Source organism: Micromonospora maritima (genome assembly GCF_902825405.1).
Taxonomy (GTDB): Bacteria; Actinomycetota; Actinomycetes; order Mycobacteriales; family Micromonosporaceae; genus Micromonospora; species Micromonospora maritima.
The window spans coordinates 18,587-41,515 of sequence record NZ_CADEAU010000008.1 but is presented as its reverse complement, the minus strand read 5'-3'; the positions used below and the strand labels follow the sequence as shown (position 1 = coordinate 41,515).

General features: G+C 71.0%; 16 protein-coding genes. 10 read left to right on the top strand and 6 right to left on the bottom strand.

Going from position 1 to position 22,929, the window contains the following annotated elements:
- Positions 1-748: 748 nt before the first annotated feature.
- The gene (locus HUW36_RS02470; protein WP_174526566.1) at positions 749-4,165 is read right to left on the bottom strand and encodes a 3-keto-alpha-glucoside-1,2-lyase-like domain-containing protein; all 3,417 of its coding nucleotides are present in this window, start codon (positions 4,163-4,165) and stop codon (positions 749-751) included.
- A 471-nt stretch (positions 4,166-4,636) separates the two neighbouring features.
- Between HUW36_RS02470 and HUW36_RS02465 the strand changes: the two genes are divergently transcribed.
- Entirely contained in the window at positions 4,637-5,200 is a 564-nt protein-coding gene (locus HUW36_RS02465) for an NYN domain-containing protein (RefSeq protein ID WP_174526565.1), read from the top strand.
- 223 nt (positions 5,201-5,423) lie between these two features.
- Here the strand turns inward: HUW36_RS02465 and HUW36_RS02460 are convergent, their stop codons facing one another.
- Positions 5,424-5,750 carry a TraR/DksA family transcriptional regulator gene (locus HUW36_RS02460; protein ID WP_174526564.1) on the bottom strand — a complete coding sequence of 109 codons (327 nt, stop codon included), beginning with the start codon at positions 5,748-5,750 and terminating at the stop codon, positions 5,424-5,426.
- 774 nt (positions 5,751-6,524) lie between these two features.
- Here HUW36_RS02460 and HUW36_RS02455 point away from each other — a divergent pair.
- The gene (locus HUW36_RS02455; protein WP_174526563.1) at positions 6,525-7,196 is read left to right on the top strand and encodes a DUF3159 domain-containing protein; all 672 of its coding nucleotides are present in this window, start codon (positions 6,525-6,527) and stop codon (positions 7,194-7,196) included.
- 64 nt (positions 7,197-7,260) lie between these two features.
- Positions 7,261-7,581 (top strand): hypothetical protein, encoded by a 321-nt coding sequence (locus HUW36_RS02450; RefSeq protein ID WP_174526562.1) that lies wholly within the window; start codon positions 7,261-7,263, stop codon positions 7,579-7,581.
- Positions 7,582-7,651: 70 nt separating this feature from the next.
- Here the strand turns inward: HUW36_RS02450 and HUW36_RS02445 are convergent, their stop codons facing one another.
- Positions 7,652-8,260 carry a TetR/AcrR family transcriptional regulator gene (locus tag HUW36_RS02445; RefSeq protein WP_174526561.1) on the bottom strand — a complete coding sequence of 203 codons (609 nt, stop codon included), beginning with the start codon at positions 8,258-8,260 and terminating at the stop codon, positions 7,652-7,654.
- Between the two features lie 97 nt (positions 8,261-8,357).
- Between HUW36_RS02445 and HUW36_RS02440 the strand changes: the two genes are divergently transcribed.
- Complete coding sequence (locus HUW36_RS02440; protein WP_174526560.1) at positions 8,358-9,008, top strand: hypothetical protein; 651 nt, start codon at positions 8,358-8,360, stop codon at positions 9,006-9,008.
- A 20-nt stretch (positions 9,009-9,028) separates the two neighbouring features.
- Positions 9,029-10,015, top strand: a complete 987-nt coding sequence (locus HUW36_RS02435) for a CPBP family intramembrane glutamic endopeptidase (protein WP_174526559.1) — start codon at positions 9,029-9,031, stop codon at positions 10,013-10,015.
- A gap of 95 nt (positions 10,016-10,110) precedes the next feature.
- Here HUW36_RS02435 and HUW36_RS02430 read toward each other — a convergent pair whose 3' ends face one another.
- Positions 10,111-11,424 carry an aspartate aminotransferase family protein gene (locus tag HUW36_RS02430; protein WP_174526558.1) on the bottom strand — a complete coding sequence of 438 codons (1,314 nt, stop codon included), beginning with the start codon at positions 11,422-11,424 and terminating at the stop codon, positions 10,111-10,113.
- Positions 11,425-11,509: 85 nt separating this feature from the next.
- Here HUW36_RS02430 and HUW36_RS02425 point away from each other — a divergent pair, with 85 nt between their 5' ends.
- Positions 11,510-12,397 carry a LysR family transcriptional regulator gene (locus HUW36_RS02425; RefSeq protein ID WP_174526557.1) on the top strand — a complete coding sequence of 296 codons (888 nt, stop codon included), beginning with the start codon at positions 11,510-11,512 and terminating at the stop codon, positions 12,395-12,397.
- Positions 12,398-13,555: 1,158 nt separating this feature from the next.
- Here the strand turns inward: HUW36_RS02425 and HUW36_RS02420 are convergent.
- Both HUW36_RS02420 and HUW36_RS02415 read right to left on the bottom strand, forming a co-directional pair.
- Positions 13,556-14,542, bottom strand: coding sequence for a LacI family DNA-binding transcriptional regulator (locus tag HUW36_RS02420; protein ID WP_174526556.1), 987 nt, complete (start codon positions 14,540-14,542; stop codon positions 13,556-13,558).
- Positions 14,543-15,083: 541 nt separating this feature from the next.
- Positions 15,084-17,066, bottom strand: a complete 1,983-nt coding sequence (locus HUW36_RS02415; protein WP_174526555.1) for a cellulase family glycosylhydrolase — start codon at positions 17,064-17,066, stop codon at positions 15,084-15,086.
- Positions 17,067-17,541: 475 nt separating this feature from the next.
- On the opposite strand from HUW36_RS02415, the gene HUW36_RS02410 reads away from it, so the two are divergent.
- The 4 genes from HUW36_RS02410 (at position 17,542) to HUW36_RS02395 (ending at position 22,832) form a co-directional block, all read left to right on the top strand.
- Complete coding sequence (locus HUW36_RS02410) at positions 17,542-18,594, top strand: lytic polysaccharide monooxygenase (protein WP_174526554.1); 1,053 nt, start codon at positions 17,542-17,544, stop codon at positions 18,592-18,594.
- A 79-nt stretch (positions 18,595-18,673) separates the two neighbouring features.
- Positions 18,674-19,864 carry a cellulose binding domain-containing protein gene (locus HUW36_RS02405; protein WP_174526553.1) on the top strand — a complete coding sequence of 397 codons (1,191 nt, stop codon included), beginning with the start codon at positions 18,674-18,676 and terminating at the stop codon, positions 19,862-19,864.
- A 510-nt stretch (positions 19,865-20,374) separates the two neighbouring features.
- Positions 20,375-21,373, top strand: coding sequence for a LacI family DNA-binding transcriptional regulator (locus HUW36_RS02400; RefSeq protein WP_246247810.1), 999 nt, complete (start codon positions 20,375-20,377; stop codon positions 21,371-21,373).
- Positions 21,360-22,832 (top strand): serine/threonine-protein kinase, encoded by a 1,473-nt coding sequence (locus tag HUW36_RS02395; protein ID WP_174526552.1) that lies wholly within the window; start codon positions 21,360-21,362, stop codon positions 22,830-22,832. Before HUW36_RS02400 ends, HUW36_RS02395 begins: the two co-directional genes overlap by 14 nt.
- Positions 22,833-22,929: the final 97 nt, after the last annotated feature.

Genomic DNA, 22,929 nt, shown 5'->3' with positions numbered 1-22,929 from the left:
GGGGCGCCGGCCGACGCGGCAGCGGCGGGGCCGGCGACCGGGCGGTCACCCGCCCCGTTCTGCGCCCTGCACCCGGTCAGCGCCGTAGTCAGGGCGAGCAGCACCGCACTGCCGGCGACGAGGCCGCGCAGGGCGGGCGTAGGCCGCGAGCGGGCATCCGAACGATCTGACATCTGGATCCTTCGCCTCTCCGTGGTGAAGCAGTTTCCCGCCGGTTCCGGAAATCGCCGGACCGGACTGCGGAAGATTAGCGGGAAAACTGCCGACCGCAGCCGGATCCGGCACCGGAGCGACAATCCTTACGACACACTTAACCGACTCACGTCGCTGACCGGCCGTTATGTTCGCGCGGTTATGGAAGGCCTCACGGATAACGTTTCCGACATGCTGTCACCTGTTTCTCCGCCGCCGCGATGGGCCACCATCCGGTGCATCCACCCGCTCGGTCCGACCACCAGCTCGATCCGGCACCGGGCGACACGGCAGTCGACCTGCGGGCGGCAACACGTCGACGCCGTCGGGCAGCATGCGACGCACCCCCGGTCAGGTGGCGCGTCGTACAGCCCGAGCGCCCGGTGTCCCTCGTCGATCAGCCCGGGTCACCATGCCAACCGGTCTGGTGAAGTCGGTGTCACCAGGACGGCGGAGGCACCCTCGACACCGACGCCCCGCGGCACGCCGTGCGACGGCGGGACGGCGGCGAGCCGGAGGATCCCGCTCGCCGCCGTCCCGCCCGCACCGCGTCGGATCAGGTCAGCGGTTCGATCCAGATGGTGCGGTAGCGGACGTTGGCACCGGGATCACCGTGATCCTGGAGGCGGATCGGGCCACCCGCCGCGCTCTCGGCGGCCCCACCGCCCGTCGGGCCGGAGATCGGCACGTCGTCGTGCACCAGGACCCCGTTCCAGCGGACCGTCACCCGGGCGTTCTCCGTCTTGGTGGCGCCGTCGAAGCGGGCGGCGCGGAAGACGACGTCGTAGGTCTGCCACGTCTCCGGTGCGGTCGCGGCGTTGCTGTCGGCCGCCTTCCGGCCGTAGATCGAGCCGGCTTCGGTGTTGTCCAGCGAGCTGTCACCGAAGGAGTCGAGGACCTGGAGTTCGTACCGGTCCTGGAGGTAGATGCCGCTGTTGCCGCGCTGCTGGCCGGTGACGTCCGCCGGGTACGTCGGCTCGTACCACTCGACGTGCAGCCGGAAGTCGCCGAAGGTCTGCCGGGTCCGGATGTCGCCACCGGCGACCTCCGCCGAGCCGTTCGCCAGCGGCCAGGTCGCCGCCCCACCGCCGGTGGTCTGCCACGCGTCCAGGTCGTCACCGTCGAGGAGCGTGACGCGGGCGGCCGTGCTCCCCTCGACCGACCACCGCTGGTTGTCGCCGCCGTCGTACGCCCAGATCTGGGCCTGGGTGCCGTCGGCGGTGCTCCCGTCGGCGGCCTCCAGGACCTTGCCGGACTGGGGATTGAGGACGGAGCCGTTGGTCTGCGGTCGCCAGACCTGGGAGCCGGTGCCGTTGCAGGTCCAGAGCTGCACCCTGGTGCCGTTCGCGGTGCCGCCGTTGGAGACGTCCAGGCACTTGCCCAGCGCCCGGTAGGTCTCACCGACCCGGCTCCACCTCTGGGCGTTGGTGCCGTTGCAGGTCCAGAGCTGGACCTTCGTGCCGTCGGCGGTGCCCGCGTTGCTGACGTCCAGGCACTTGCCGGCGATGCCGGTGATGGCGCCGCCGGACCCGCTCGGCCCGTAGACCTCGAACTCGTAGATCCGGGCCGCCGGGTCGGTGGTGCTCGTCGGCGCCGTGACGGACAGGCGTACGTAGCGGGCGGCCACCGCGGCGACGTCGTGCGTGGTGGTGCTGGCGGTGTTGCCGGTCACCGTGGCGCGGGTCGTCCAGTTCGCACCGTCGGCGCTGGTGGCGATGGTGAAGTCCTTCGTGTTCCAGGCGGTGTTCTCGCCACCGGCGCCGGCGTGCCTGACCACGAACCGGTTGACGTCGGTGCTGGACCCGAGGTCGACCTGGAGGTACTTCGTGGCGCCCTTCGAGCACCACTTGTCGGTGTTGCCGCCGGTGACGGAGCCGTTGACCGCCTTCTCCGGGCCCTCGGTCGTGGCGCAGGAGCTGTCCGCCGTGGCCGGCTTGCCGAGCGCCAGGTTGCTCCCACCGGTCGGCGGCGGGGTGGCGCCGGGAATGGCGTTGAGCGTGTACCACGCCTCGGTGCTCCACAGCGACTGGCCGCTGTCGGAGGTGAACGGGCGGGGCGAGCGGACGTAGACCACGTGCCCGGCCTTGCGACCGCTCATGGTCAGGCTGACCTTCTTGCGGTCGGCGGACAGGGTGGCCGAGGTGACCGGGAGCGTCTCCTCGTCGATCTTCGGGCCGCCGTAGCTGGCGGTCGGCTGGTAGCGCCACTGCTTGACCTTGTAGTGCGCGGCCAGGTCCGCCGCCGTGTCGGCCGAGAGCGGCTGGGTGTACTCCAGCTCGAAACCGGTGGTGGTGGCGCGCATGGCCAGGATGTCGAAGACGCTGGTGCCGTTCGGGGTCAGCTTCTGCAGGCTGTACGAGAGCTTGCCGCTCTGCCCCCAGTTGCCCCCGGCGCCGAGGCCACCGACGTAGATCGCGCCGTCCGGTCCGAGGTTGACCTCCGAGACCCCCGCCTCCAGGCCCTGGGTGAGCCGGAACAGGGCGCCCTGGTACTCGCCGTCGACCTTCTCGACGTACGCGCGCTGGAGGCCGCCGTAGGTGACGTCACCGATGACGAACTGCCCGGCGAAGGCTCCGGACCTCAGGTACAGCGGGGTGCTCGGGGAGTTGGCGATCTCGTTCTGCGGCATCCAGAGCACCGGCGCGGTGACCGGGTTGGTGTCGAACGGGCCGGCCGGGTTCATGTAGTGGTTGAAGAACCGGCCCTGCTTGACGTGCAGCAGCTTCGACGAGGGCAGCCATCCGCCCTGGTTGTCGGTGACGAAGATGCCGTTCTCCGGGCCCCAGCCGATGCCGTGCGGCGTCCTCAGGCCGCCGGCGACGTAGGTGACCGCCCCGGTGTCCTTGTTGACCTTGATGGTGGTGCCGCGGTTGGGGGCCGGTTGCGGGTTGGTCGTCGCGCCGCCGTAGTTGATCGACACCGACAGGTTCAGGTAGAAGAAGCCGGCGTCGTAGAGCAGGCCGAAGGCGAACTCGTGGAAGTTGCCCCCGTACGGCCAGGTGGCGACCGTGTCGAGGCGGTCGGCGACCTCGTCCCCGTTCGTGTCGACGAGCTTGGTCAGCCGTTGTTTCTCGGACACGTAGACCACCCCGTCGACGACCTTGAGCCCCATCGGTTCCTTGAGGGCGCCGGCGATCTTCTTGGTGGTGACGCTGCCCGGGCCGGTGGACCCGCCGGTGTTGCCGAGAATGTGGACCTCGCCGTCCTGGGAGCTGCCGGACTGGTCGCTGCCGCCCCAGGTGGAGATCACCAGACGGCCGTCGGGCAGCCAGTCCATCCCGGTGACCTTGGGCTGGAAGCCGTTCGGCCGCAGGTTGGTCAGGGTGTAGCCGGGATGGACCCCGGTCAGCGGCAGTCCGTCGCCCGGGGAGTCGGTGACACCCTCGCACTCCTTCTTGCCCGGCGCGGTCACCCGGACGACGCCGGCGTCGGTGCTCAGCGCCGAGTTCGGCACGACGGCGAAGGTCGACGAGCCCGGCGTCTTCCACTCCAGGGTGATCTGCTGCCCACCGGTGCGCTCGAAGTGGTCGATGCGCAGTGGGTGCAGCCCGGCGGTGAGCGTGCGCGTGCCCTCCTTGGGCGGGGTGGCGCCGTGCAACCCGTCGTGGTCGATGACGACCGCGTCGTCGATCGTCAGTCGGGAGCCGTCGTCGCTGGTCAGCCGGAACGTGTAGCTGCCGGCCTGGGTGACGGTGAGGTTGCCGAGCACCTGGGAGACGAAGTAGTCGTCGAAGCCGAAGTCGGCGGTCGAGGTCCAGTTGACGGTGGACATCAGCTTGTCGACGTTCGGCGTCTGCCCGGATTTGAGGGTGCAGATCTCGTTCAGTGGCACCTGCACGTCGAAGACGCGCAGCGTCACGCCCGGCTCCTGGGCCGGCGCGGCGTGGGCCGGGGCGGCCCCGAGGACGGTGGCGGTGAGGGTGAGCATTGCCAGGACCGAGCTGCGGAGTCGGCGCAGCCGTCGTGTGGCCATGGTTCCTCCAGTGCTGGGGGACGGAGGCGGCGGCCCGTTGCGGAGGAGCTGACCGCCGAGGTCCGGCTCGGTGCTGGTCGGCGAGGCAGAAGATCGACCAGCCCTGATGCCGCGACGCACCACGACCCTAGAAGACTTTTAGAATCCCGTCGATATCTTTTGAACGCAGCAGACGAAACTTCGCCCAGATGAGCCAGAAGCAACCCGCTCAGAGACAAATGTGCATGCATCATCCGCGCGAAGTACCTGTCGAGTCGGGACGCCGAAGCAGGACAGAGGGTTATACCTGCCGTGCGACACCAGCGGTGGTGGACACCGGCCCACCCCGGGGCGCCGGAGGAGAGTCGGATGCTGTCTGCCGGCAGGGCCGGCAGGCCATACCCTTGACCATGAGCGGGGCTTCCTCCGGCACGTCACACGCGTCCGGGCTCGTCCGGTCCGCGCTCGCTGCTCGACTCGAGAGGCACGCCTATGCCCGGCACCACCGCACCCGTCACGTACCTCATCGTGGACGGGGAGAACATCGATGCCACTCTCGGCAACAGTGTCCTGGAGCGCCGGCCGGCCCCGGCGGAGCGACCCCGGTGGGAGCGTCTGCGGGACTTCGCGCGGGAGACCTGGCAGCAGCCGGTGAAGGCGCTGTTCTTCCTCAACGCCTCGGGCGGCGGTCTGCCGATGCCCTTCGTCCGGGCCCTTCTGAGCTTGGAGTACCGGCCCATCCCGCTGGCCGGATCATCGGATCAGAAGGTGGTGGACATCGGCATCCAGCGAACATTGGAGGCCATCACCCGGCGTCCCGGCAACGTGATGCTCGCCAGCCACGACGGCGACTTCCTGCCACAAGTCGACGAGCTTCTACGAGGTGACCACCAGGTCGCGGTCGTCGGATTCAAGGAGTTCCTCAACGCCGGCTTCGCCGACCTGCCGGGCCTGCACGTCTTCGACATCGAGGAGGATGCCGGCTGCTTCACCAACGTCCTTCCTCGGGTTCGCATCATCGACCTCGACAGCTTCGACCCTGAGCGCTTCCTGTAGGCCGGGCAGCATCCCCGGGCCGGCCGCAAGGGCTGTAGTCCTCGTGCCCACCGTGGCTCGATACCGATCAGGTGCCCCGGCACCTTCGTCAACGCGTCGCCGCCCCCTGCCACCTCCCCCACGGAGACGCGTAGCCGACGACCAGCGCGGCTCGCGGCAGTTGAGCGCGTCTGGTCGAGGCCCGCGTGGACGGTTCACTGGCACTGGTGAACCGCTGGTTGCCCTACGCGCACGCCATGCAGAAGCGGGCGAACGGACGCGCGGCGAGCCGATCATCGCCGATCGGCTGCCCGCATCGCTCGCAGACGCCGTAGGTCCCCGCGTCCACCCGACGCAGCGCGTCGTCAAGGTCGGCGATCCGCGCCCGCGCCCCGGCCAGCAGCGCGGTCAACTGGGCGCGCTCGAAGCCGATGGTGGCGCCCTCCGGGTCGTGCTCGTCGTCGGCATTCGAATCCCGCGATGCCAGGAACAGCGCCTCCAGATCCTTCGCCAGCGCCGCCGCCTCGGTCTCCGCCCTCGCTCGCAGCCGCAGCAGTTCATCCCGGACCACCTGTGCAGCCTAGATGCCCACCGTCATGGACGACCAGCGCCGCCACCCGCCCCGCCGTACCCATCGCCGGCCTGGACTGGGAGCCGTAGCACTGGAGGCAGATCGCGTAGCGGGTCACCCTCGGCACGTCCGCCAATCGGCGCCGAAGGCCCGCGTACGCGTCGAAGCTGCATGCGAACCTGCCGGCCTCCGTCCGCGGGTAGCCGTGCGGCGGCAGAACCACCGGGCGTCCGGAGGTACGGCCGCCCGACAGAACGTACGGATGCCGTGTTGCTTCTTCTTCCCCGGGTGCTGCCGTAGCCCGCGCACGAGCCGAACGACATCTTCTGCCCCCAGTACGCCTTCAGTCCCGTGGCGGACGGCTGCGGCGCGGACTCCGCCGAGGTCGGGATGCCGGCACAGGCGGCCGACAGGACGAGCGCGACAGTCGCCCCCCAAGGGCGACGCCGACGCGAGCGCCGGTGCGCCGGGAAGCAGGCGGGGTGGACCGCCCACGGGTGGACCGGAGCCGAACACGGCCATCGGGATCTCCGAGTCGAGTCGTCCCAGAGGCGTGCGCCCTCGGCGAGACACCCGGCCGTGGCGGCACACTCAACCCCGGCCGGTGTGATCTGGTCGGTGACGTGCGGAGAGACTCCGCTCCCTTGTTTGCCGACGCCTGCTGTACGGCACCAGCGACGGCCGCTGGACCGGCCGGTCGTCCGCCGGTGAGGTTCGACACACCGCGTCGGCCGGGCTTGAGTGTGCCGTTGGGGCACACCGGCTAATGGGTCGATGCTGAACGAGGTCGAACCAGGCGGGCTGCCGGAGCGGCACCACGGGCCCATCCGGCCCGACGACGGCGCCCGGTCCTCCCTACTGGACCAGATGGGCGGTGTGGCCGGGTTCGTCTACTCGACCGTTCCGGTGGTCGTGTTCGTGACGGCGGACGCGTTCCTGCCGCTGCCGCTGGCCGTCGGAGTCGCGGTCGCGACCGGGCTGGCGTTGTTCATCGTTCGGCTGCTGCGCGGCGAACGTCCCCTGTCCGCGGTGGGCAGCCTGGTCGGCGTGGTGGTGGCCGCCGGGATCGTCGCGTGGACCGGCTCCGCGCGGGACTTCTTCGTGATCGGGATCTGGGCCTCGCTGGCCGGGTTCGTCGTCATGGTCGGGTCGGTGCTGGCTCGTCGGCCGCTGACCGGCGTCATCTGGAACGCGCTGCACGGCGGAGGGCACGCGTGGCGAGCCGACCCGGCCGTACGCGTGGCACACGACGTCGCGACCCTCGCCGTGGCGGCGGTGTTCGGTTCGCGGTTCGCGGTGCAGCAGTGGCTCTACCTGAGCGACAGCACCGGCGGGCTGGGCGTCGCCCGGATCGTCATGGGCACGCCGCTCACGGTGCTGGCCGCGCTGGTCGTCGTCTGGAGCTTCCGGCGCAGCACCAGACGCCTCACCGCAGCCGACAGATGACCGGGGCGCGAGGCCGACGACCCGTCCCCCCGCATCACGACGAACGCACCGGAAAGGCACGAGCATGGTCCTCTACGAAGGCGCGCTGCAGGTGGTCCCCGTTCTGTTGATCGCCCTGTTCATCGACACGCGCAGCCTCGGCCGGCAGGGCAGCCGCACGATGCGACGCTGGGAGAACGCGCAGGACAGGGTCTACGCCGCGCTCGGCGTCGTCGCGTTCATGGTGTCGCTGTTCGTGGTGGCGGACATCGTCGCTGACGGGCCCGTCACCAAGGCGATCATCATCGCCACACTCAGCGGATGTATGGGCATGTTGTACGTCCGGATCCTGCAACGCTTCGCCAGCCGCGACCGGCGACCCGACCAGGTGTCGGGCGACCGCTGAGCCTCGTCGCGCCGGGCCCGCGTTGCCTCTGTGGCGTCGCCGCGCCGGAGTGCGACCGGGGACAGCCTCCCTAAGCGGCCGGATCGTCGAGGACGCAGTCGACGGCCAGGTAGAGGGTTTCGGTCTCGGATCTCAGGATCGAGTCATCGGCGGGCAGGGCTCGTTCGATGGAGAGCCCCTGCAGGACGGTGAGCAGGAATCTCACTCGGCGCGCGTGGTCCTCCCTGGGGAGGGCGCCTTCCTCGGCGAGAACCGTCAGCCAGTACTCGACCCGGCGCCACCCTTGCCGCTCCACGGCGCGATACGCCGCGCGTACCTCCTCGGTCGGTTCGGGCGCGATGAATGTGTGGTACGCCGCGCCCCACGCCGTGCGCGCCTGCTCCCCGACGCCGGCGGGGGCGAGCACCTGCCGCAGACAGGTGACCAGTCGATCCCGGGCCGGTAGCGACCGGTCGTGGATCGGGTCGTCCGGGAACATCCAGTCGGAGATCCTGGCGAGCACGGCGTCCTGCAACGCGCGCTGGGTCGGAAAGTGGAACCTGAGCGAGCCTGTGCTCACCCCGGCCCGCGCCGCGACCGCGCGCACGCTCAACCGCGCGGTCAAGTCCTCCGCGATCATCGCCGCCGCAGCGGCGAGGATCCGTTCCCGCGAGCCGCCACTGCCGTCGTCCCGTGTCATCGGCCACCTCCTCGTACAGCGTACTAGCACATCGTGCTAGCGTGGCTACTAGTACAGCGTGTTAGCGGAAACGGCGGTCGACGGCGAGGGAGAAAAGGTGATCGAGGAGTGGCGGCAACGGCGGGCAGCCAAGCGCATCACGAGCGGAGACGGGCGGGCGTTGACCCGCCTGCGCTGGTGGCAGTTGCCCTTCCGGGCTCTGTTCTACCTGCCGCTGCCCGCCGGGGATGGTCGGCAGACGGTGTATGCCGTCGACATCCCGCGCCGGACCGATCCGGACGGCGGCAAGGCGAGAGCGCACCTGTATCTGGACGGCAGACACCACGCCGAGTCCAAGCTCCCGGCGGCCTTCCCCGTGGAGGGCGGCAGAATCGACGTGGCGATCAGTGCGTTCGGGCTCAAGCGCTGCCACTACGTCACCACGTCCGGCGCGGAGCACCGGCTCGTTCCGGATCCGAAGTCCGCCGAAGGACGCCGCGCCCGCCTCGAACGCGAACACCCGACGCTGAGCCGCTCGGTCAGCTTCCTGTCGGTGCTGGTCCTCCTCGCCGGCGTGGGCCTGAACCTGCTGCAACTCGCCGAACCGATCTCCCGGATCCCTCCGATCGCCGAACGCGTCGGAACCTTCGAATCGCCCCTGCACCTACCGATCTGGCTCAACTTCGCCCTCGCCGTCGGGGCCATCCTGGCCAGCACCGAGCGGGCGCTCCGCGTGCGTCACAGCGTGCTCGACCAGGTCGGGAAGTAACCACATCCACCGGAGGAAACATGACCACCATGACCAGGCCGAACTCGCTGCTCACTCCGGCCGCGCCCCGCAACGGGCCGTCAGTCCCCACCGCAGTCGAGTACCACCGGGTACTCGCCGGAGAGAAACGCCGGATCGGTCGCGGCGTTCTCGCCATCATCCTCCTGCTGGCAGGGCTCGTCGTCTTTCCGACGGTCATCGGCAGAGCGCTTGCGCCGATCGACGTCCGGATGGGCAACACCCCGCCGATCCTGGGCGGCACCGACTACACGCCGCTCTACCACGCCGGTTCGATGTTCGCCCTCGGCCTGCTCATTCCCTGGAGCATGCTCATCCAGCGGTGGCTCTACGGGGTGCCCGGCGCGTCCCTGCACTCCGTGACGTCGCGGTTCCGCTTCGACCTGCTCGGCAAGTCGCTGCTCATCTTCGGTCCCGCCTGGCTGGTGGTCAACGCCCTCGGATCCCTCACGCCCGTCGAGGAGTCCCCCTGGTCGCAGACCGACCTCGTCGCCATCTTCCTCGCCACCATCCTCCTCACCCCGCTCCAGTCGGCGGGCGAGGAATACGGCGTGCGTGGCCTGATCTTCCGCGTGATCGGAAGCTGGACCCGCAGCCCACGGGCGGGACTGATCGCCGGCGTCCTGCTCTCCAGCGCACTGTTCACGGCCGCACACGGCGCGACGGATCCGTACATCATCGTCTGGTACTTCGTGCTCTGGACCGGACTGGCCATCATCACCTGGCGCACCGGCGGGCTCGAGATCCCCGTCATGCTGCACGCGGTCCTCAACACGTTCAGCCTCGTCCTGGCCGCGTCGCTGCGGGTGGACCTCGGCACCGCACTGCAGGACCGCTCAGCCGGAGTCGGCACGCCGTACCAGCTCGTCCCCACCGTTGCGGTCGTCGTCATCACCGCGATCATCTGGTGGCGTACCCGAAAGACCGGACCGGCACTCACCGCGGAGCCGGCCGGCACCGGTGCGACGCCACGCCACACCCGGCCGTGACGGAACGGCGGCGATCCGGGCGGCTTCGGTCGTGCCGATCGGGCGGCCGTGGTCGTTGCCGGCTTCGATGCCGGGCCTGCTGGCAGCTCCGATTCCTAGGGCGTGAACTGCGGCACCACGTCGGCGAGCGCACGGTCGAGGATCTCCAGGCCCAGGTCCAGCTCGGCGTGGGTGGAGGTGAGCGCCGGCGCGATCCGGAAGACACCGCCCATGCCCGGCAGCTGCACCACGTTCATGTGCAGGCCCAACTCCAGGCAACGCCGGGTCACCGCGGCGCCCAGCGCGTCGGCCGGTCGTTTCGACTCCCGGTCGCTGACCAGTTCGAGCCCGACCAGCAGACCGCGTCCGCGCACGTCGCCGACCACCGGGTGTCGTCGGCTGATCTCCTGAAGACCCTTCCGCAGGTACGAGCCCAGGTGCGCCGCCTGTTCGTCGAGCCGGTCGGCCTCCAGCACGTCCAGGACCGTGTTGCCGACCGCCGCCACCAGCGGGTCCGAGACGTGCGTGGTGAAGAAGAGGAAACCGCGTTCGTGCGCGGTGTGCTCGATCTCCGGGCTGGTCACCACCGCGGCCAGCGGGAGGCCGGCGCCGAGCGTCTTGGACAGGGTGAGGATGTCCGGCACGACGCCGTCACGCTGGAACGCGTACCACTGGCCGGTGCGGCACAGACCGGTCTGCGCCTCGTCGAGGATCACCAGCCCGCCCCGCTCGTGCACCTTGTCGCGCAGCGCCACGAGGTATCCCGGCGGCAGGTCGATCACCCCGCCGGAGCTGAGGATCGGCTCGACGACGCACGCCGCCAGACTGCCCACCGACTGGGCGTCGAACAGCTCGAACGAGAACTCCAGCTGACGCCGCCAGTCCAGCTCGCCGCCGGGAAGCGTGAAGTCGGGCCGGTACGCGTTCGGCGTGGGGATCGCGAAGTTGCCGGGCGCCGCGGGCCCGTACCCCTTGCGTCCCGAGCTGTAGGTGGCGCTCGCCGCAGCCTGCGTCATCCCGTGCCACGACCGGGCAAACGAGATGATCTCGTGCCGGCCGGTGACCAGCTTCGCCATCCGGATCGCCGCCTCGTTGGACTCCGCGCCGGTGGTGAGCAGCAGAACCTTGTCCAGCGGCGCGGGCAGCGAGCCGGCGAGGCGGCGGGCCAGCTCGACCACGGGCCGGCTCAGCATGCCACTGAACAGGTGGTCGAGAGTCGCTGCCTGCCGCTGGATCGTGGCCACGACGGCCGGGTGGGAGTGGCCGAGGATCGCGCTCATCTGCCCCGACGTGAAGTCGAGCACGCGGCGGCCGTCGGCGGTGAAGACGAAACTGCCCTCGGCACGGTCGATGATCTCCCGTACGAAGCTGCCCGCGCCGATGTAGCGGACCAGGTGACGATCGGCGTCGGACCAGAACGAATCAGCCATGGACCGACGCTAGGCAGGCCCGGACAGGCACGTCCATCGCACATTTCCGTTGTCGCTGTTAAGCAGAGCCGTACAGTCGGGGGCCGTGACGCTGAATCCGTGGCGACTGCGGCTGCTCGCCGACCTGGCGGCGTACGGCACCGTCCGGACCGTCGCGCAGCGCGCAAACCTGAGCCCGTCGGCGGTGTCGCAGCAGCTGACCACGCTGGAACGGGAGACCCGGACCGCGCTGCTGGAGCGCACCGGGCGGCGGGTGCGGCTCACCGCGGCCGGAATGTTGCTCGCCGGTCGGGCTCGGGAGATCCTCGCGGCCATGGACGCGGCCGAGGCGGAGCTGCGCCGTCTCGCCGACGACCCGGCCGGCACGGTTACCGTGGCCGCGTTCCAGAGTGCCGTGCAAGCCCTCGCCGAACCGGCGCTGGCCCGTCTCGCGGCCCGGCACCCGGACGTGCACGTGGTGTTGCTGGAACTGGAGCCGCACGAGAGCATGCCGGCGCTGCGTCGGGGCGACGTCGATCTGATCGTCACGACGGCCGACTTCGCCGGCGCCGAGCTCTCCCCGGAGATCGACCTGGTGCCGCTCGCCACCGACCCGGTCGTGCTTGTGCTACCTCCTGGGCACTCGCTGACCAGCGCCGAGTCGGTCGCCCTGGAGGCGTGCGCGCAGCAGCGCTGGACGTTCGACGTCGCCGGCTCGTACATGTCCGAGCTGTCCACCCGGCTGTGCCGGGAGGCCGGGTTCGAGCCCGTGGTGATCTGTCGGTTCAACAACTACATGCTGGCGCTCCAGCACGTGGAGAACGGCCGCTCGATCACCATGCTGCCGCGGCTGGCGGTCGACCCGCGGTACCGGGTGGTGACCCGGCCGCTGAACCCGCCGCTGACCCGGCGCATCACGGCTGCGGTCCGGCGACCGGCCGCGTCACGCCCGGAGGTGGCGGCCGTGCTCAAGGCGCTGAGGGCAGGTGAGTGACCCAGGCCGGCGCCGGCCCGACTGAGAGCGGCCGCGCGGTGTCGATCCTCTCCGCTGCCGGCACCCGCTACGCCGATGGCTGTCTGGGGTCGGCCGAGGCACGTGTTGGTGGCGGTGGCCAGTTCGGTCAACGATCGCTGCTCACCGGGCATAGCCGAGCGCAGGTAGGGTTCGGTGCACTCGGCGAGGAACGGCTCGGCGCCGGGTCCCTCGACGTGCGGGCGACCGGAGGCGTGCACGGAGATCTGCGCCGCCATGCCGTTCCCACGAAGGCAGTTCGCCGTCTTCTCCGCGGCTTCGAGCAGGACCGTCGCCTCCTTGTCCGACAGCTCGTACGGCCCGATGACCCTGGGGTCGATGCTGCCGTGCGGGCGACCGCTCAGTGAGCCTTCCAGCCGCAGTGGGTCGATCGTCGCCGACGGTGTGGTGTCGCTCAGTGCCGGCCCGGGCGCGGAGTCGGCCAGCACCGTCCGGTCGGGGGTGGTGAGGGTGATCCGCCGTCCGGTCTGCCTGGCCAGGTCGGCCACCAGTGAACCGGCACCGGCCCAGCTGGTGTGGGTCGCGGCGTAGCCGATCAGGGAGTCGTAGATCTGTGCGTGGTTGGCGAGCGACTGGCCCTGCTCACGCTCGATGACCTGGGTGGTGGTGCGGAAGGTGAGCCACGCGGTGGCCACGATCGCGGAGACGGCCACGGTCAGCGAGATGGCCAGCAGCCGCACGAGCAGGCTGTGGCGCAGCGGAACCTCAGCGCGTCGCATCGGACATCTTGTAGCCCACGCCGTAGACAGTGATGAGGTGGGTGGGGCGACCGAACGTGGTGGTCCCTCCGGAGCAGAGACAAGAGGAATTCGAGCAGGAGTGCCAGATCACGACCTTCGCGAGGGGTTGACGGCACGGCTCAGACGCTTTCCGTTCGCGACCCGTCAAGGCCGTGACCAGGCGAACGCCGGTCACGGCCTGGTTCGCAACGCGTGTGTGGCGTGGTCTTCCGCCATGTGGACGAAGATGCTCCGTCGGGGTGCGAGCGCCAAACTGGGCGCCGCGACCGGCGTAGTGACGATGCAGGATCCGGCGTAGCTCGGCGCCTCCTGATCCGCCGGCAGGGCGGCGTGAGCTCATGACCCGATAGGGGCGCCGGCCCGCCTACCGCGTCGGCCGCTAGCTCGGCGGTGCCGCGACACTGGCCCGGCTGATGAGGGTGGGCACGACGGTGCGCTGCCGCACGCCGCCGTCCCCGGATCCGGGCTGCGCGCCCAAGAGCTCGAAACTGGCTCGCGCGACCGCGTCGAAGTGTGGTCGCACCGTGGTCAGTGGTGGCATGAAGTACGCGGCCTCCGGCACGTCGTCGAAGCCGATGACGCTGACGTCCTCCGGGACTCGCCTGCCGTGTTCCTGAAGCGCGCGTAGTACGCCGAGAGCGACATGATCGTTGGCGGCGAAGATCGCGGTCGCTTCGGGCATCCGGGCCAACAGTTCCGCGCACTCGTATCCGGACGCCGCGGACCAGCCGGCCGGCAGCGGTGGCGGCACATCGGCCCCCGCCGCGACGAGTGCCTCCTGCCATCCTTTCTGACGGGCAGCGCTGCCGAACCGGTCCGGTGGTCCGGCGACGTGCCAGACGGTGCGATGTCCCGCGTCGAGCAGGTGTTGGGTGGCCTCGCGGGCAGCGCTCACCTGGTCGATCGTGACCACGGCCGTCGATCGCTGGATGTCGCCGTCGATGGTGACGAGGGGAACGTCCGGGGGAAGGCGGTACCGGGCCGCGTCGGCCACCTCGATCGGGGCGATGACGATGATGCCGGCGACCCGGTGCGCGAGAAGCCGGTCGACCGCTTCGGAGATGGAGTGCTGGTCGGGGCGCGGCACGCAGCTGACACTGACGGCCAGCCCGTCCTGCGCCGCGATCCGTTCGACCTCGGTGAGCAGGGATGCCGGACCGTAGAGGCTGGTGCTCTGCGCGATCACTCCGATCATCTGCGACCGGCCGGTGACCAGCGCTCGGGCTGCCCGATTGGGTCGGTAGCCGAGTTGCGCGATGGCCGCCTGAACCCGCAGGCGAGTCTGTTCGCGGACGGTGGGGTGCCCGTTGAGGACGCGGGAGACCGTCATGTGGGAGACGCCGGCGAGGCGAGCCACGTCCGTCATCGCTGGACCGCGCACGGCACCCACCTTTCCGCCTGCCCGTGGGTGCCCACCCACGGGCCTTGACCGATCCGAGCGGCGCGGGTCAGCACTGGCGCTCCGGTGGAGGCGTACCGGAGCAGCCTTCGCCGCTGGTCGGGAAGGGTGGAGCAGAGTCTACGCAGCCAACCCGCGTACCTGAACAGCTGAATGAGATGTGCGGTGAGCATCTTGCGCACGGAGCGGGGAAGGATGCGGCCCGACGGGGTGGGGTCCCGCCGGGCCGCGTCCTGATCGGGTCGGCATGTCTCTGCCGACCCCGCATCAGAGACAGCTCGTCCTTCGTGAAGGTGAGTGTCCTGATCCGTGGCGATGAGTCACCGGAATCGGTGGACCCGGAAGCCGCGGTGGCGTCTGGCCAGTGGGTCCACTCCCGCGCGAGTCGGTCCGACGACGTTCTGGCCGGTGGTCTCCGCGGTCAACTGTGAGCTGTCGACGCCGGCGGCAGGCGCAGGGACGGCCTGCCGCGTGCGCGCCGCCGCGCCGTCGCGCCGCAGCGGGCCGGTCATGACGCGGCGCAGCTGAGGTCGGACGGTGCGGACCCGGCACCGGTGCCCGTGAAGCCGAAGCTGGTGCTGGCCTGCGCGGCCACCTTGCCGTTGTACGGCTCGTTGCTGACCGTGTTCTTGCCACCGGTGGTGCTCAGCTTGCCGTTCCAGACCGAGGAGATGGCGGTGCCCGTCGGGTTGGTCCAGGTCACCGTCCAGCTGTTGATCTGTGCGGTGCCGGTGTTCTTCACCTGGATCTCGCCCTGGAAGCCGCCCTGCCAGGCGTTGGTCACCTGGTATGTCGCGGCACACCCGCCCTCACCGCTACCGCCGGCCGGGGTGGTGACGGTCGCGGCCGGCGACAGCGCCGACACGTTGCCGGCGGCGTCGCGGGCCCGCACGGTGAAGGTGTACGTCGTGTCGCCGCTGAGGTTCCCGGCCCGGTAGCTGGTGCCGGAGACGGTGCCGACCACCGTCGCGGGCGCGGTGCCCACGGCGCGCAACACCTCGTACGACGTGACTCCGACGTTGTCGGTGGAGGCGGCCCAGGTCAGGGTGGCGGCGTTGGCGGTGACCGCGCTGGCGGCGGGCCGGCCCGGAGCGGTCGGCGCGACGGTGTCGTCCTCGCTGCCACCGGCGTAGCGTTCGGTGAGACTGATGCCGCTGGTGGCGGTGTTGCCGCCCAGGCGGACCTGGTGGTCCAGGCTGACGAACTTGCCGTTGTGCTGCCAGAGCACCGGCTTGAGGATCTGGTTGTACTTCGTCTCGTCCCAGGTCTTCCAGTCGTCGAGCAGCAGCCCGCCGGTGTCGCCCGAATTGGGGTTCAGGCACCAGAAGGTGTGGTGCAGCTTGTACTCGCCGATCAGGTCGCGCAGCGCCTTGAGCCACTTGTCCTGCCGGGCGTCCTGGCCGAGGCGTCCGCCCCACTCACCGATCAGCAGGGGCGCGGTGTTGCCCTCGTGCAGGTAGAGCCAGTTCGGGCGCCACACGTCGTCGGTCAGCGTGGTCTTGTCGAACGCGCCCTGGAACCAGGGCTGCTCGTAGACAAGCGGTCCGTAGTCGTGCGGGGAGTACACCAGCTGGTCCTGGTTGGCGCCGAGGTCGACCGGGAAGTCCTTCGCGCCGCGCAGGTTGCCGCCCCACCAGTTGTTGTAGTAGTTCGGGCTCAGGTCGGGGTTTGTCTTCGGCGAGTCCCAGCTCTTGCCCGGCCGGGGGTACGCCTCGATCCCCTCGCACATGATCAGAACCTTGGGGTTGATCGCGAGGATCCGTCGACCGGCCGTCTGGCAGGCGTTCTTCCAGTTGTCGGCGTCCGTGCTGCCGTCCCACTTCGCCCGGGGGGACTCGCCCGGCTGGCCGTGCGGCTCGTTCTTGATGTCCATCGCGACGATGGTGTCGTTTTCCTCGTACCGCGCGGTGACCCACTCCCAGCCCTGGTAGAACTGCTCGGGAGTGACCGTGCCCTTGTACCAGACCGGATAGACGTGGCCGGCGTTGTCGGCCTCGGCGCTGTGCACGTCGAGCACGACCTTGAGGCCGTACTTCTCGCACAGGTCGAGCCAGTGGTCGAAGATCTGCAGATTGTTCATCCCGGCCAGTTCCGGGTTGGCCGCCAGGTTGACGTTGGGCATGACCGTCTGCCCGGCCTTCCACTCCAACAGCAGCTGGGTGGAGATCGGGACCCGAACGGTGTTGATGCCGCGTTCGGCCATCTGCCGGGTGATGGTCTCGAGGTTGCCGCCCCACAGGCCGTGGAAGACCCGCTCGGTGGCGTTGAAGCCGAACCAGTTGACCCCGGTGAGCCAGACCTGGTTGCCCGCCTCGTCGACGATCTTGTTGCCCTCGGTGTGCAGCCAGTCCGCGGCGGGTGCCGCGCTGTCGGCCGCCGGCGGCAACGCCGCTCGGGGTGGCGGGGCCGCCGTGGCGGTCGCCGGCGTCGACAGCCCGACGACCACGCAGGCCGCCAGCGCGACGCCGCGCACGGATCTCTTCACAGACATGTTCTGTCCTTCGACGGTGGTGGTGTGGTGATGATGCGAATGGGAGCGCTTCCATCGGCGAGCATAAGCAGCCCGAGAACCACTGCCGTCCAGCCGGATGACGCGACCCCCGCACCGAACCCCTGCGCCGGATCCGCCCGAAACCCCGGTCACCTGCGACGACGTCTGCCGCATGGCCTCGGACCGACCCGGTGGTCACCGGCCCGATCGCTGAAACGCGTTTCACACAAAGCCGCAGGTCGTCGCCGAATAGCTGGCCACGGGCTGGTACCCGAGACGTGCGGGATGTTGGCTTCTGGCACCGAGCGGCGGCTGCGATCGGAGCGAGCCGGGTGGCCGGGCACCCCGCCGCTCGCCGGAATGGGCGACCGCGGCCTGGGCCACCGCGCCGCCACCGGACTCACTCGTCTGCGGAAACACCGGCCGGCCTCGGTCGGCGAAGGCGGTCCCGGAAGCGGGGCCGCGAGGAGGAAACATGCAACTGTCGGCAGCACCTACCCGGCGTGTGCTGGCCGCCTTCGGCGTCCTGGCCCTCACGGCCGGCGTCGTGACGGTCCTGTCCACGCCCCGGCCGGCACAGGCGCACGGCGCGCTCCAGGCCCCGGCCAGCCGAACGTACGCCTGCTACACCGACGGCATCGTCGGCAGCGGCGAGATCGTGCCCGAGAACCCGGCCTGCCAGGCCGCCGTGGCCGCCGGCGGCACCCAGCCGCTCTACGACTGGTACGGCGTCCTGCGCTCCGACGGCGGCGGTCGCACCCGTGGCTACATTCCGGACGGCCAACTGTGCAGCGGCGGCAACCCGAAGTACGCCGCGTACGACGCTCCCCGGGCGGACTGGCCGGCCACCTCGGTGCGGGCCGATGGCACGTACGACTTCTCCTACGGCGCCTGGGTGCCGCACCCCGGTGGAATCCGGCTGTACATCACCAAGGACGGCTACGACCCCACCAAGCCGCTCACCTGGGACGATCTGGAGGCGCAGCCGTTCCTGACGGCAGATCCGCAGCCCCCGGTCAGCGACGGCGCCTACCGCTTCAGCGGCCAGCTGCCACACCGCTCCGGCCGACACGTCATCTACTCGGTCTGGTCGCGGACCGACAGCCAGGAAACGTTCTACGGCTGCTCCGACGTCGACTTCAGCGGACCTGGTGGCCCGACCCCGACCCCGACCCCGACGCCGACCGGGCCCACGCCCACGCCCAGCACCTCCCCCACCGCCCCACCGGCCGTGGCCTGCCGGGCGAGCCTGCGCACCGACAACAGTTGGAGCGGCGGCTTCCAGGCCACCCTGACCATCACCAACACCGGCACGACGACCATGACCAACTGGTACGCCAGCTGGACGTTCCCGACCGGAGTACGGCTCGATCAGGTCTGGAACGGCACTCCGATGCAGAGCGGCACCACCGCCATGATCCACGCGGCGAGCTGGAACCGGGTCCTGGCACCGGGCGCCTCGACCACCGCCGGACTGCTCGGCAGCGGCACCACCGCTCCCACCTTCAGTGACGTGACCTGCGGCTGAGCCCAGCCGTACCCGCCCCACCACCGGTGCGGTCCACGTCCCCGACGTGGACCGCACCCCCACCACCGCAGGAGCACCGATGACCCGTCCCCTCCGGCTGCCGACCATACGGTCGGCACCGACCGCAACCATCGCCGCGGTCCTGGTCACCACCGCGGCGCTCCCCGTGCTGTTCTCCCCCGCGGCCGCCGGCGCGGCGGCCGCCTCGTGTGCCGCGACCTACCGGATCGTCAACCAGTGGTCCGGCGGTTTCCAGGCCGACATCCAGGTGACCAACACCGGCACCGTCCCGCTGACCGGTTGGCGGCTCGTGTGGTCCTACGACAACGGTGAGCAGGTCAGCCAGGGGTGGAACGCCACCGTGACCCAGGACGGGTCGACGGTGGCCGCCACCAACGCCACCTTCAACGGCAACGTGACGCCGGCCGGGTCCACGATCATCGGGCTGCTGGGCACCGGTCAACCGGACAGCAAGGCACCGGCGGTCGCGTGCGCGGACCCGGCTGGCGCGGGCACTCCCACCCCCTCGGTCCCGCCCGTCAGCCCCACCCCCTCGACCACACCGAGCGGCCCGCCGGATGCCGCCTGCGGAAACGCGACGTTCTGCGACGGCTTCGAGGCCCAGGGTGGCACCGTGCCCGACGGCGCCTGGACCGTGAGCCGGCCCCACTGCCAGGGATCCGGTACGGCCACCGTCGACACCGCCGTCGCGCACTCCGGCACCCGATCCGTGCGGGTGGACGGCCGCGCCGGCTACTGCAACCACGTCTTCGTCCGGCCGGTCGCCGATCTCACCCCCGTGGGTAGGACCTGGCACGTCCGGTTCTACGTCCGCCACAGCGTGCCGCTGCCCGGCGGCCATGTGGCGCTGGCGGCGCTGCGCGACGACGCCGACGGCGGCAAGGACCTGCGCCTCGGCGGACAGAGCGGTGCGCTGCAGTGGAACCGGGAGTCGGACGACGCCACCGTGCCCGTGCAGAGTCCGGCGGGGGTGGCGCAGAGCCTTCCGCTGCCGACCGGCACGTGGAACTGCGTGGCGTTCGCCGTCGACGGTGAGCGGGGCACGATGTCCACGAGCGTGAACGGGACCCAGGTGCCGGGCCTGCTCGTCGACGCCGTGCCCACCGCCGACGTCGACGCGCAGTGGACCGGCCGGACCTGGCGTCCGCACCTCACCGACCTCCGGCTCGGCTGGGAGAGCTACGGCGGTGGCGACGACACCCTCTGGTTCGACGACGTCGCCGTGTCGGCGTACCCGCTCGCCTGCTGACCGGCGGCTGCCCCGGGGGTCGTCCCCCACGACCGGCCCGCGCCGCCGGCGGGAGACGTCCCGGGACCGGCGACGCCCGCTGCCTGAAACGCGTTTCACGGCCTCGTCCGGCCCGGCCGGGTCCCGGCACGTCGCCGCCTGCGGCTCGCAGGCGGCGGCGACGGTCCGTGACGCGCCGACGCCGGCCACCGCCGTCGATGCCCGGACGGCGGTGACCGGCGCGGATGCCGTGGACGGGACGCCACCTCCCGGCAGCGGCCCCGGCCGGAACGGCGGGGCACCGCCGGCCGGGGTACGGGCCCGTACGGCACGCCGGCCTTGCCAGGCCTTCGCGGCCGTGCCACGCTTCGGTGATTCCGGCGCAGTCGGGCCACGCCCCGCCACTCGGAAGCAGGTACCCGCGACGAGACCTGCTTCCAACGACCTCAGCCGGGCTCGTCGCGCCGCGGACGCGCCTTCCTGTTCACAGAACGGCGGCCGACCGCTCGGTACCCGACCTCGAGCCGGAGCATGATGCGCGCGCAGCCGACCGTCCAACAGATCGCCGCCGCGGCCCAGGTGTCACCGGCCACGGTGTCGCGGGTGCTCACCGGCTCCGTCCGCGTGACGACGGGAGTCCGGCAGCGCGTGTACGCGGCGATGGCGCAGCTCGGCTACATACGGCGGGACGCCCGGCACCCGGGTCTGCGGAAGCCTCCGGTGGTGGCCCTGGTGATCTGCGAGCCGACCGCACGGGTGTTCGCCGACCCGTTCTTCGCGCGGCTGGCCGCCGGCGCGGAGGCCGAACTGTCGATCCACGGCTCTCCCATGCCGATCCTGACGGCGGCACGGGACAACCTGGCCGGGATCGAACGCTACCTGCTCACCGGCGGCGCCGACGGTGTCCTCCTGGTCAGCGCATACCACCAGCATCCGGTTGCCCGGGCGGTCGCCACGTCCCCGGTGCCGGTACGCGGTGTCGGCCGCCCGGCCGAGCTGGACATTCCGTTCGTCGACGTGGACAACCGCGGGGGCGCCCGCGCGGCGGTGCGGCACCTGCTGCGCGGCGGACGTCGCCGGGTGGCCATGATCGCCGGGCCGCCGGACCTGCCCGCCGCCGCCGACCGCCTCGCCGGGTACCGCGAGGCGATGGCGGAGGCCGGGATCGAGCCGGCGGCCACCGCCTACGGGGACTTCACCCAGGCCTCCGGAACGCACGCCATGCAGTGGCTGATCAGCCGTGCACCGACGGTCGACGGGGTCTTCGTCGCCTCGGACGCGATGGCGGTCGGTGCTCTTCACGCCCTGCGCCGTGCCGGCCGCGCCGTACCCGACGACGTGGCCCTGGTCGGGTTCGACGACGCACCCGTCGCCACCATGATCCAGCCGGCCCTGACCACCGTCCGTCAACCGGTCGAGCAGTTGGGCAGGATCGCCTGCCGACTGCTGCTGGCCGACATCATCGAGGACCGACCCACCAGTGACACCGTCGTACTTCCCACTGAACTCGTCCGTCGTGGGTCGGCCTGAGCGGCCGACGCCCGAGCGCTGGCCCACGCCGGGCGTGACGCTCGCCGGCCGTTACCGGCTGGTGGAGCGCATCGGCGCGGGCGGCATGTCCGTCATCTGGCGGGCCTTGGACGTGGAGCTGGACCGTCTTGTCGCGGTCAAGCTTCCCGGCCCGGACCGCGACGTGCCGGTGGACCGGGACGCCCTGGCACGCACCGAGGCGCGCACCATGGCGGCCGTCTCGCATCCCGACGTGGTGGTCGTGCACGACGTCGGACAGGTCGTGGCACCCGACGGCACCACGGCCACCTTCCTGGTCCTGCAGATGCTGGCCGGGGAATCGCTGCTCGACGTCCTGGCCTCCGGGGCGCTCGGGTGGCGCCAGGCCGTCAGGATCGCCGCGCGGCTGGCCGCGGTGCTGGCGGCCGTCCACGCACACGGCGTCGTCCATCGGGACGTCACCCCGGACAACGTGATGGTGGCCGACGGCGAGGTCAAGCTGCTCGACTTCGGAATCGCCGCGAGGATCGGGGACCGCCCGCAGCGGAGCTGGACCTTCGGCACTCCCCCGTACCTCGCGCCGGAACGGCTCGCCGATGCTCCGGCCGATCCGGCGGCAGACGTCTATTCCCTCGGCGCGCTGCTGGTCGAGATGCTCACCGGCAGACCACCGGACGATGCCATCCGCATGCCCGCCGCAGTCCCCGCCGAGGTGGTGCGGCTGTGCGACAGGTGTCTGGGGCGGGAGCCGAGCCGGCGCCCGTCCGCAGCGGAGGTCGCCGCCGAGCTGGACGCGGTCACCGATCCGATGTCCGCCGGACACCAGCCGCCCCGGACGCCTGCACCGGCGACCGCGCCGGCCGGCCGGGTGGTGACCGCGGTGCTCGAACCGGCGGCAGACCGGCGTGGGCGAGGACCGGTGATCGCCGGGGTGGCCACGGTGGTCGCGGGCGCTCTGGCCGCCGCCGTGACCATCGTCGCGCTCACTCGCTCGCCGACGCCGCCGCCCGAGGCCCAACTGCCCGCGCCTGAGCTCTCCTGGCCGCCCCTGGTCCGGTCGACGCGGCCGGTCACGACGCCCGGACCATCACGGAGCAACAAGCCGACCCGTGTGCCGAGCGCGATCCGCTCATCCGCGCCCTCGACCGGTGGGCCCGCCTCCGCCACGACGGGACCGTCCGCCAGTCCGACCGTGTCTCTCGCCGTCGCGGCGGCCGAGCTTCGTGAGTTGCTCCGCCGGGATCTCGCCGAGGGCACCGTGACCTCCGGCGCGGCGCAGAAGATCGACGCTCAGGTGGTGAACGTGGTGAACAACCAGAACGCCCGGGCGGACAACCTGGCCCAGCTGATGTCTGACCTGCGCCGGAGCCTCGCCGACGAGATCCGCGACGGCGGGGTGTCAGCGGCGGCGGCCCCGGCGCTCACCGACGCCGTCGACCGCGTCGGCGACGCCGTGTCCCGTGCCACACCCGCCGCCTGATCCTGTGCCACGCCCCGCCCGGGTCGACCGAGGCTCGGCGTGTCGCGCGAGCCCGCACGACGGGGGGACCGGCCGGGAGCGCCGGCCCGCCCGCCGA

Bases quoted from the DNA above. Each gene is read 5' to 3' on its own strand.
- HUW36_RS02470 (WP_174526566.1), bottom strand. From the start codon at position 4,165: ATGGCCACACGACGGCTGCGCCGACTCCGCAGCTCGGTCCTGGCAATG.
- HUW36_RS02465 (WP_174526565.1), top strand. From the start codon at position 4,637: ATGCCCGGCACCACCGCACCCGTCACGTACCTCATCGTGGACGGGGAG.
- HUW36_RS02455 (WP_174526563.1), top strand. From the start codon at position 6,525: ATGCTGAACGAGGTCGAACCAGGCGGGCTGCCGGAGCGGCACCACGGG.
- HUW36_RS02450 (WP_174526562.1), top strand. From the start codon at position 7,261: ATGGTCCTCTACGAAGGCGCGCTGCAGGTGGTCCCCGTTCTGTTGATC.
- HUW36_RS02445 (WP_174526561.1), bottom strand. From the start codon at position 8,260: ATGACACGGGACGACGGCAGTGGCGGCTCGCGGGAACGGATCCTCGCC.
- HUW36_RS02435 (WP_174526559.1), top strand. From the start codon at position 9,029: ATGACCACCATGACCAGGCCGAACTCGCTGCTCACTCCGGCCGCGCCC.
- HUW36_RS02430 (WP_174526558.1), bottom strand. From the start codon at position 11,424: ATGGCTGATTCGTTCTGGTCCGACGCCGATCGTCACCTGGTCCGCTAC.
- HUW36_RS02420 (WP_174526556.1), bottom strand. From the start codon at position 14,542: ATGACGGACGTGGCTCGCCTCGCCGGCGTCTCCCACATGACGGTCTCC.
- HUW36_RS02415 (WP_174526555.1), bottom strand. From the start codon at position 17,066: ATGTCTGTGAAGAGATCCGTGCGCGGCGTCGCGCTGGCGGCCTGCGTG.
- HUW36_RS02410 (WP_174526554.1), top strand. From the start codon at position 17,542: ATGCAACTGTCGGCAGCACCTACCCGGCGTGTGCTGGCCGCCTTCGGC.
- HUW36_RS02405 (WP_174526553.1), top strand. From the start codon at position 18,674: ATGACCCGTCCCCTCCGGCTGCCGACCATACGGTCGGCACCGACCGCA.
- HUW36_RS02400 (WP_246247810.1), top strand. From the start codon at position 20,375: ATGATGCGCGCGCAGCCGACCGTCCAACAGATCGCCGCCGCGGCCCAG.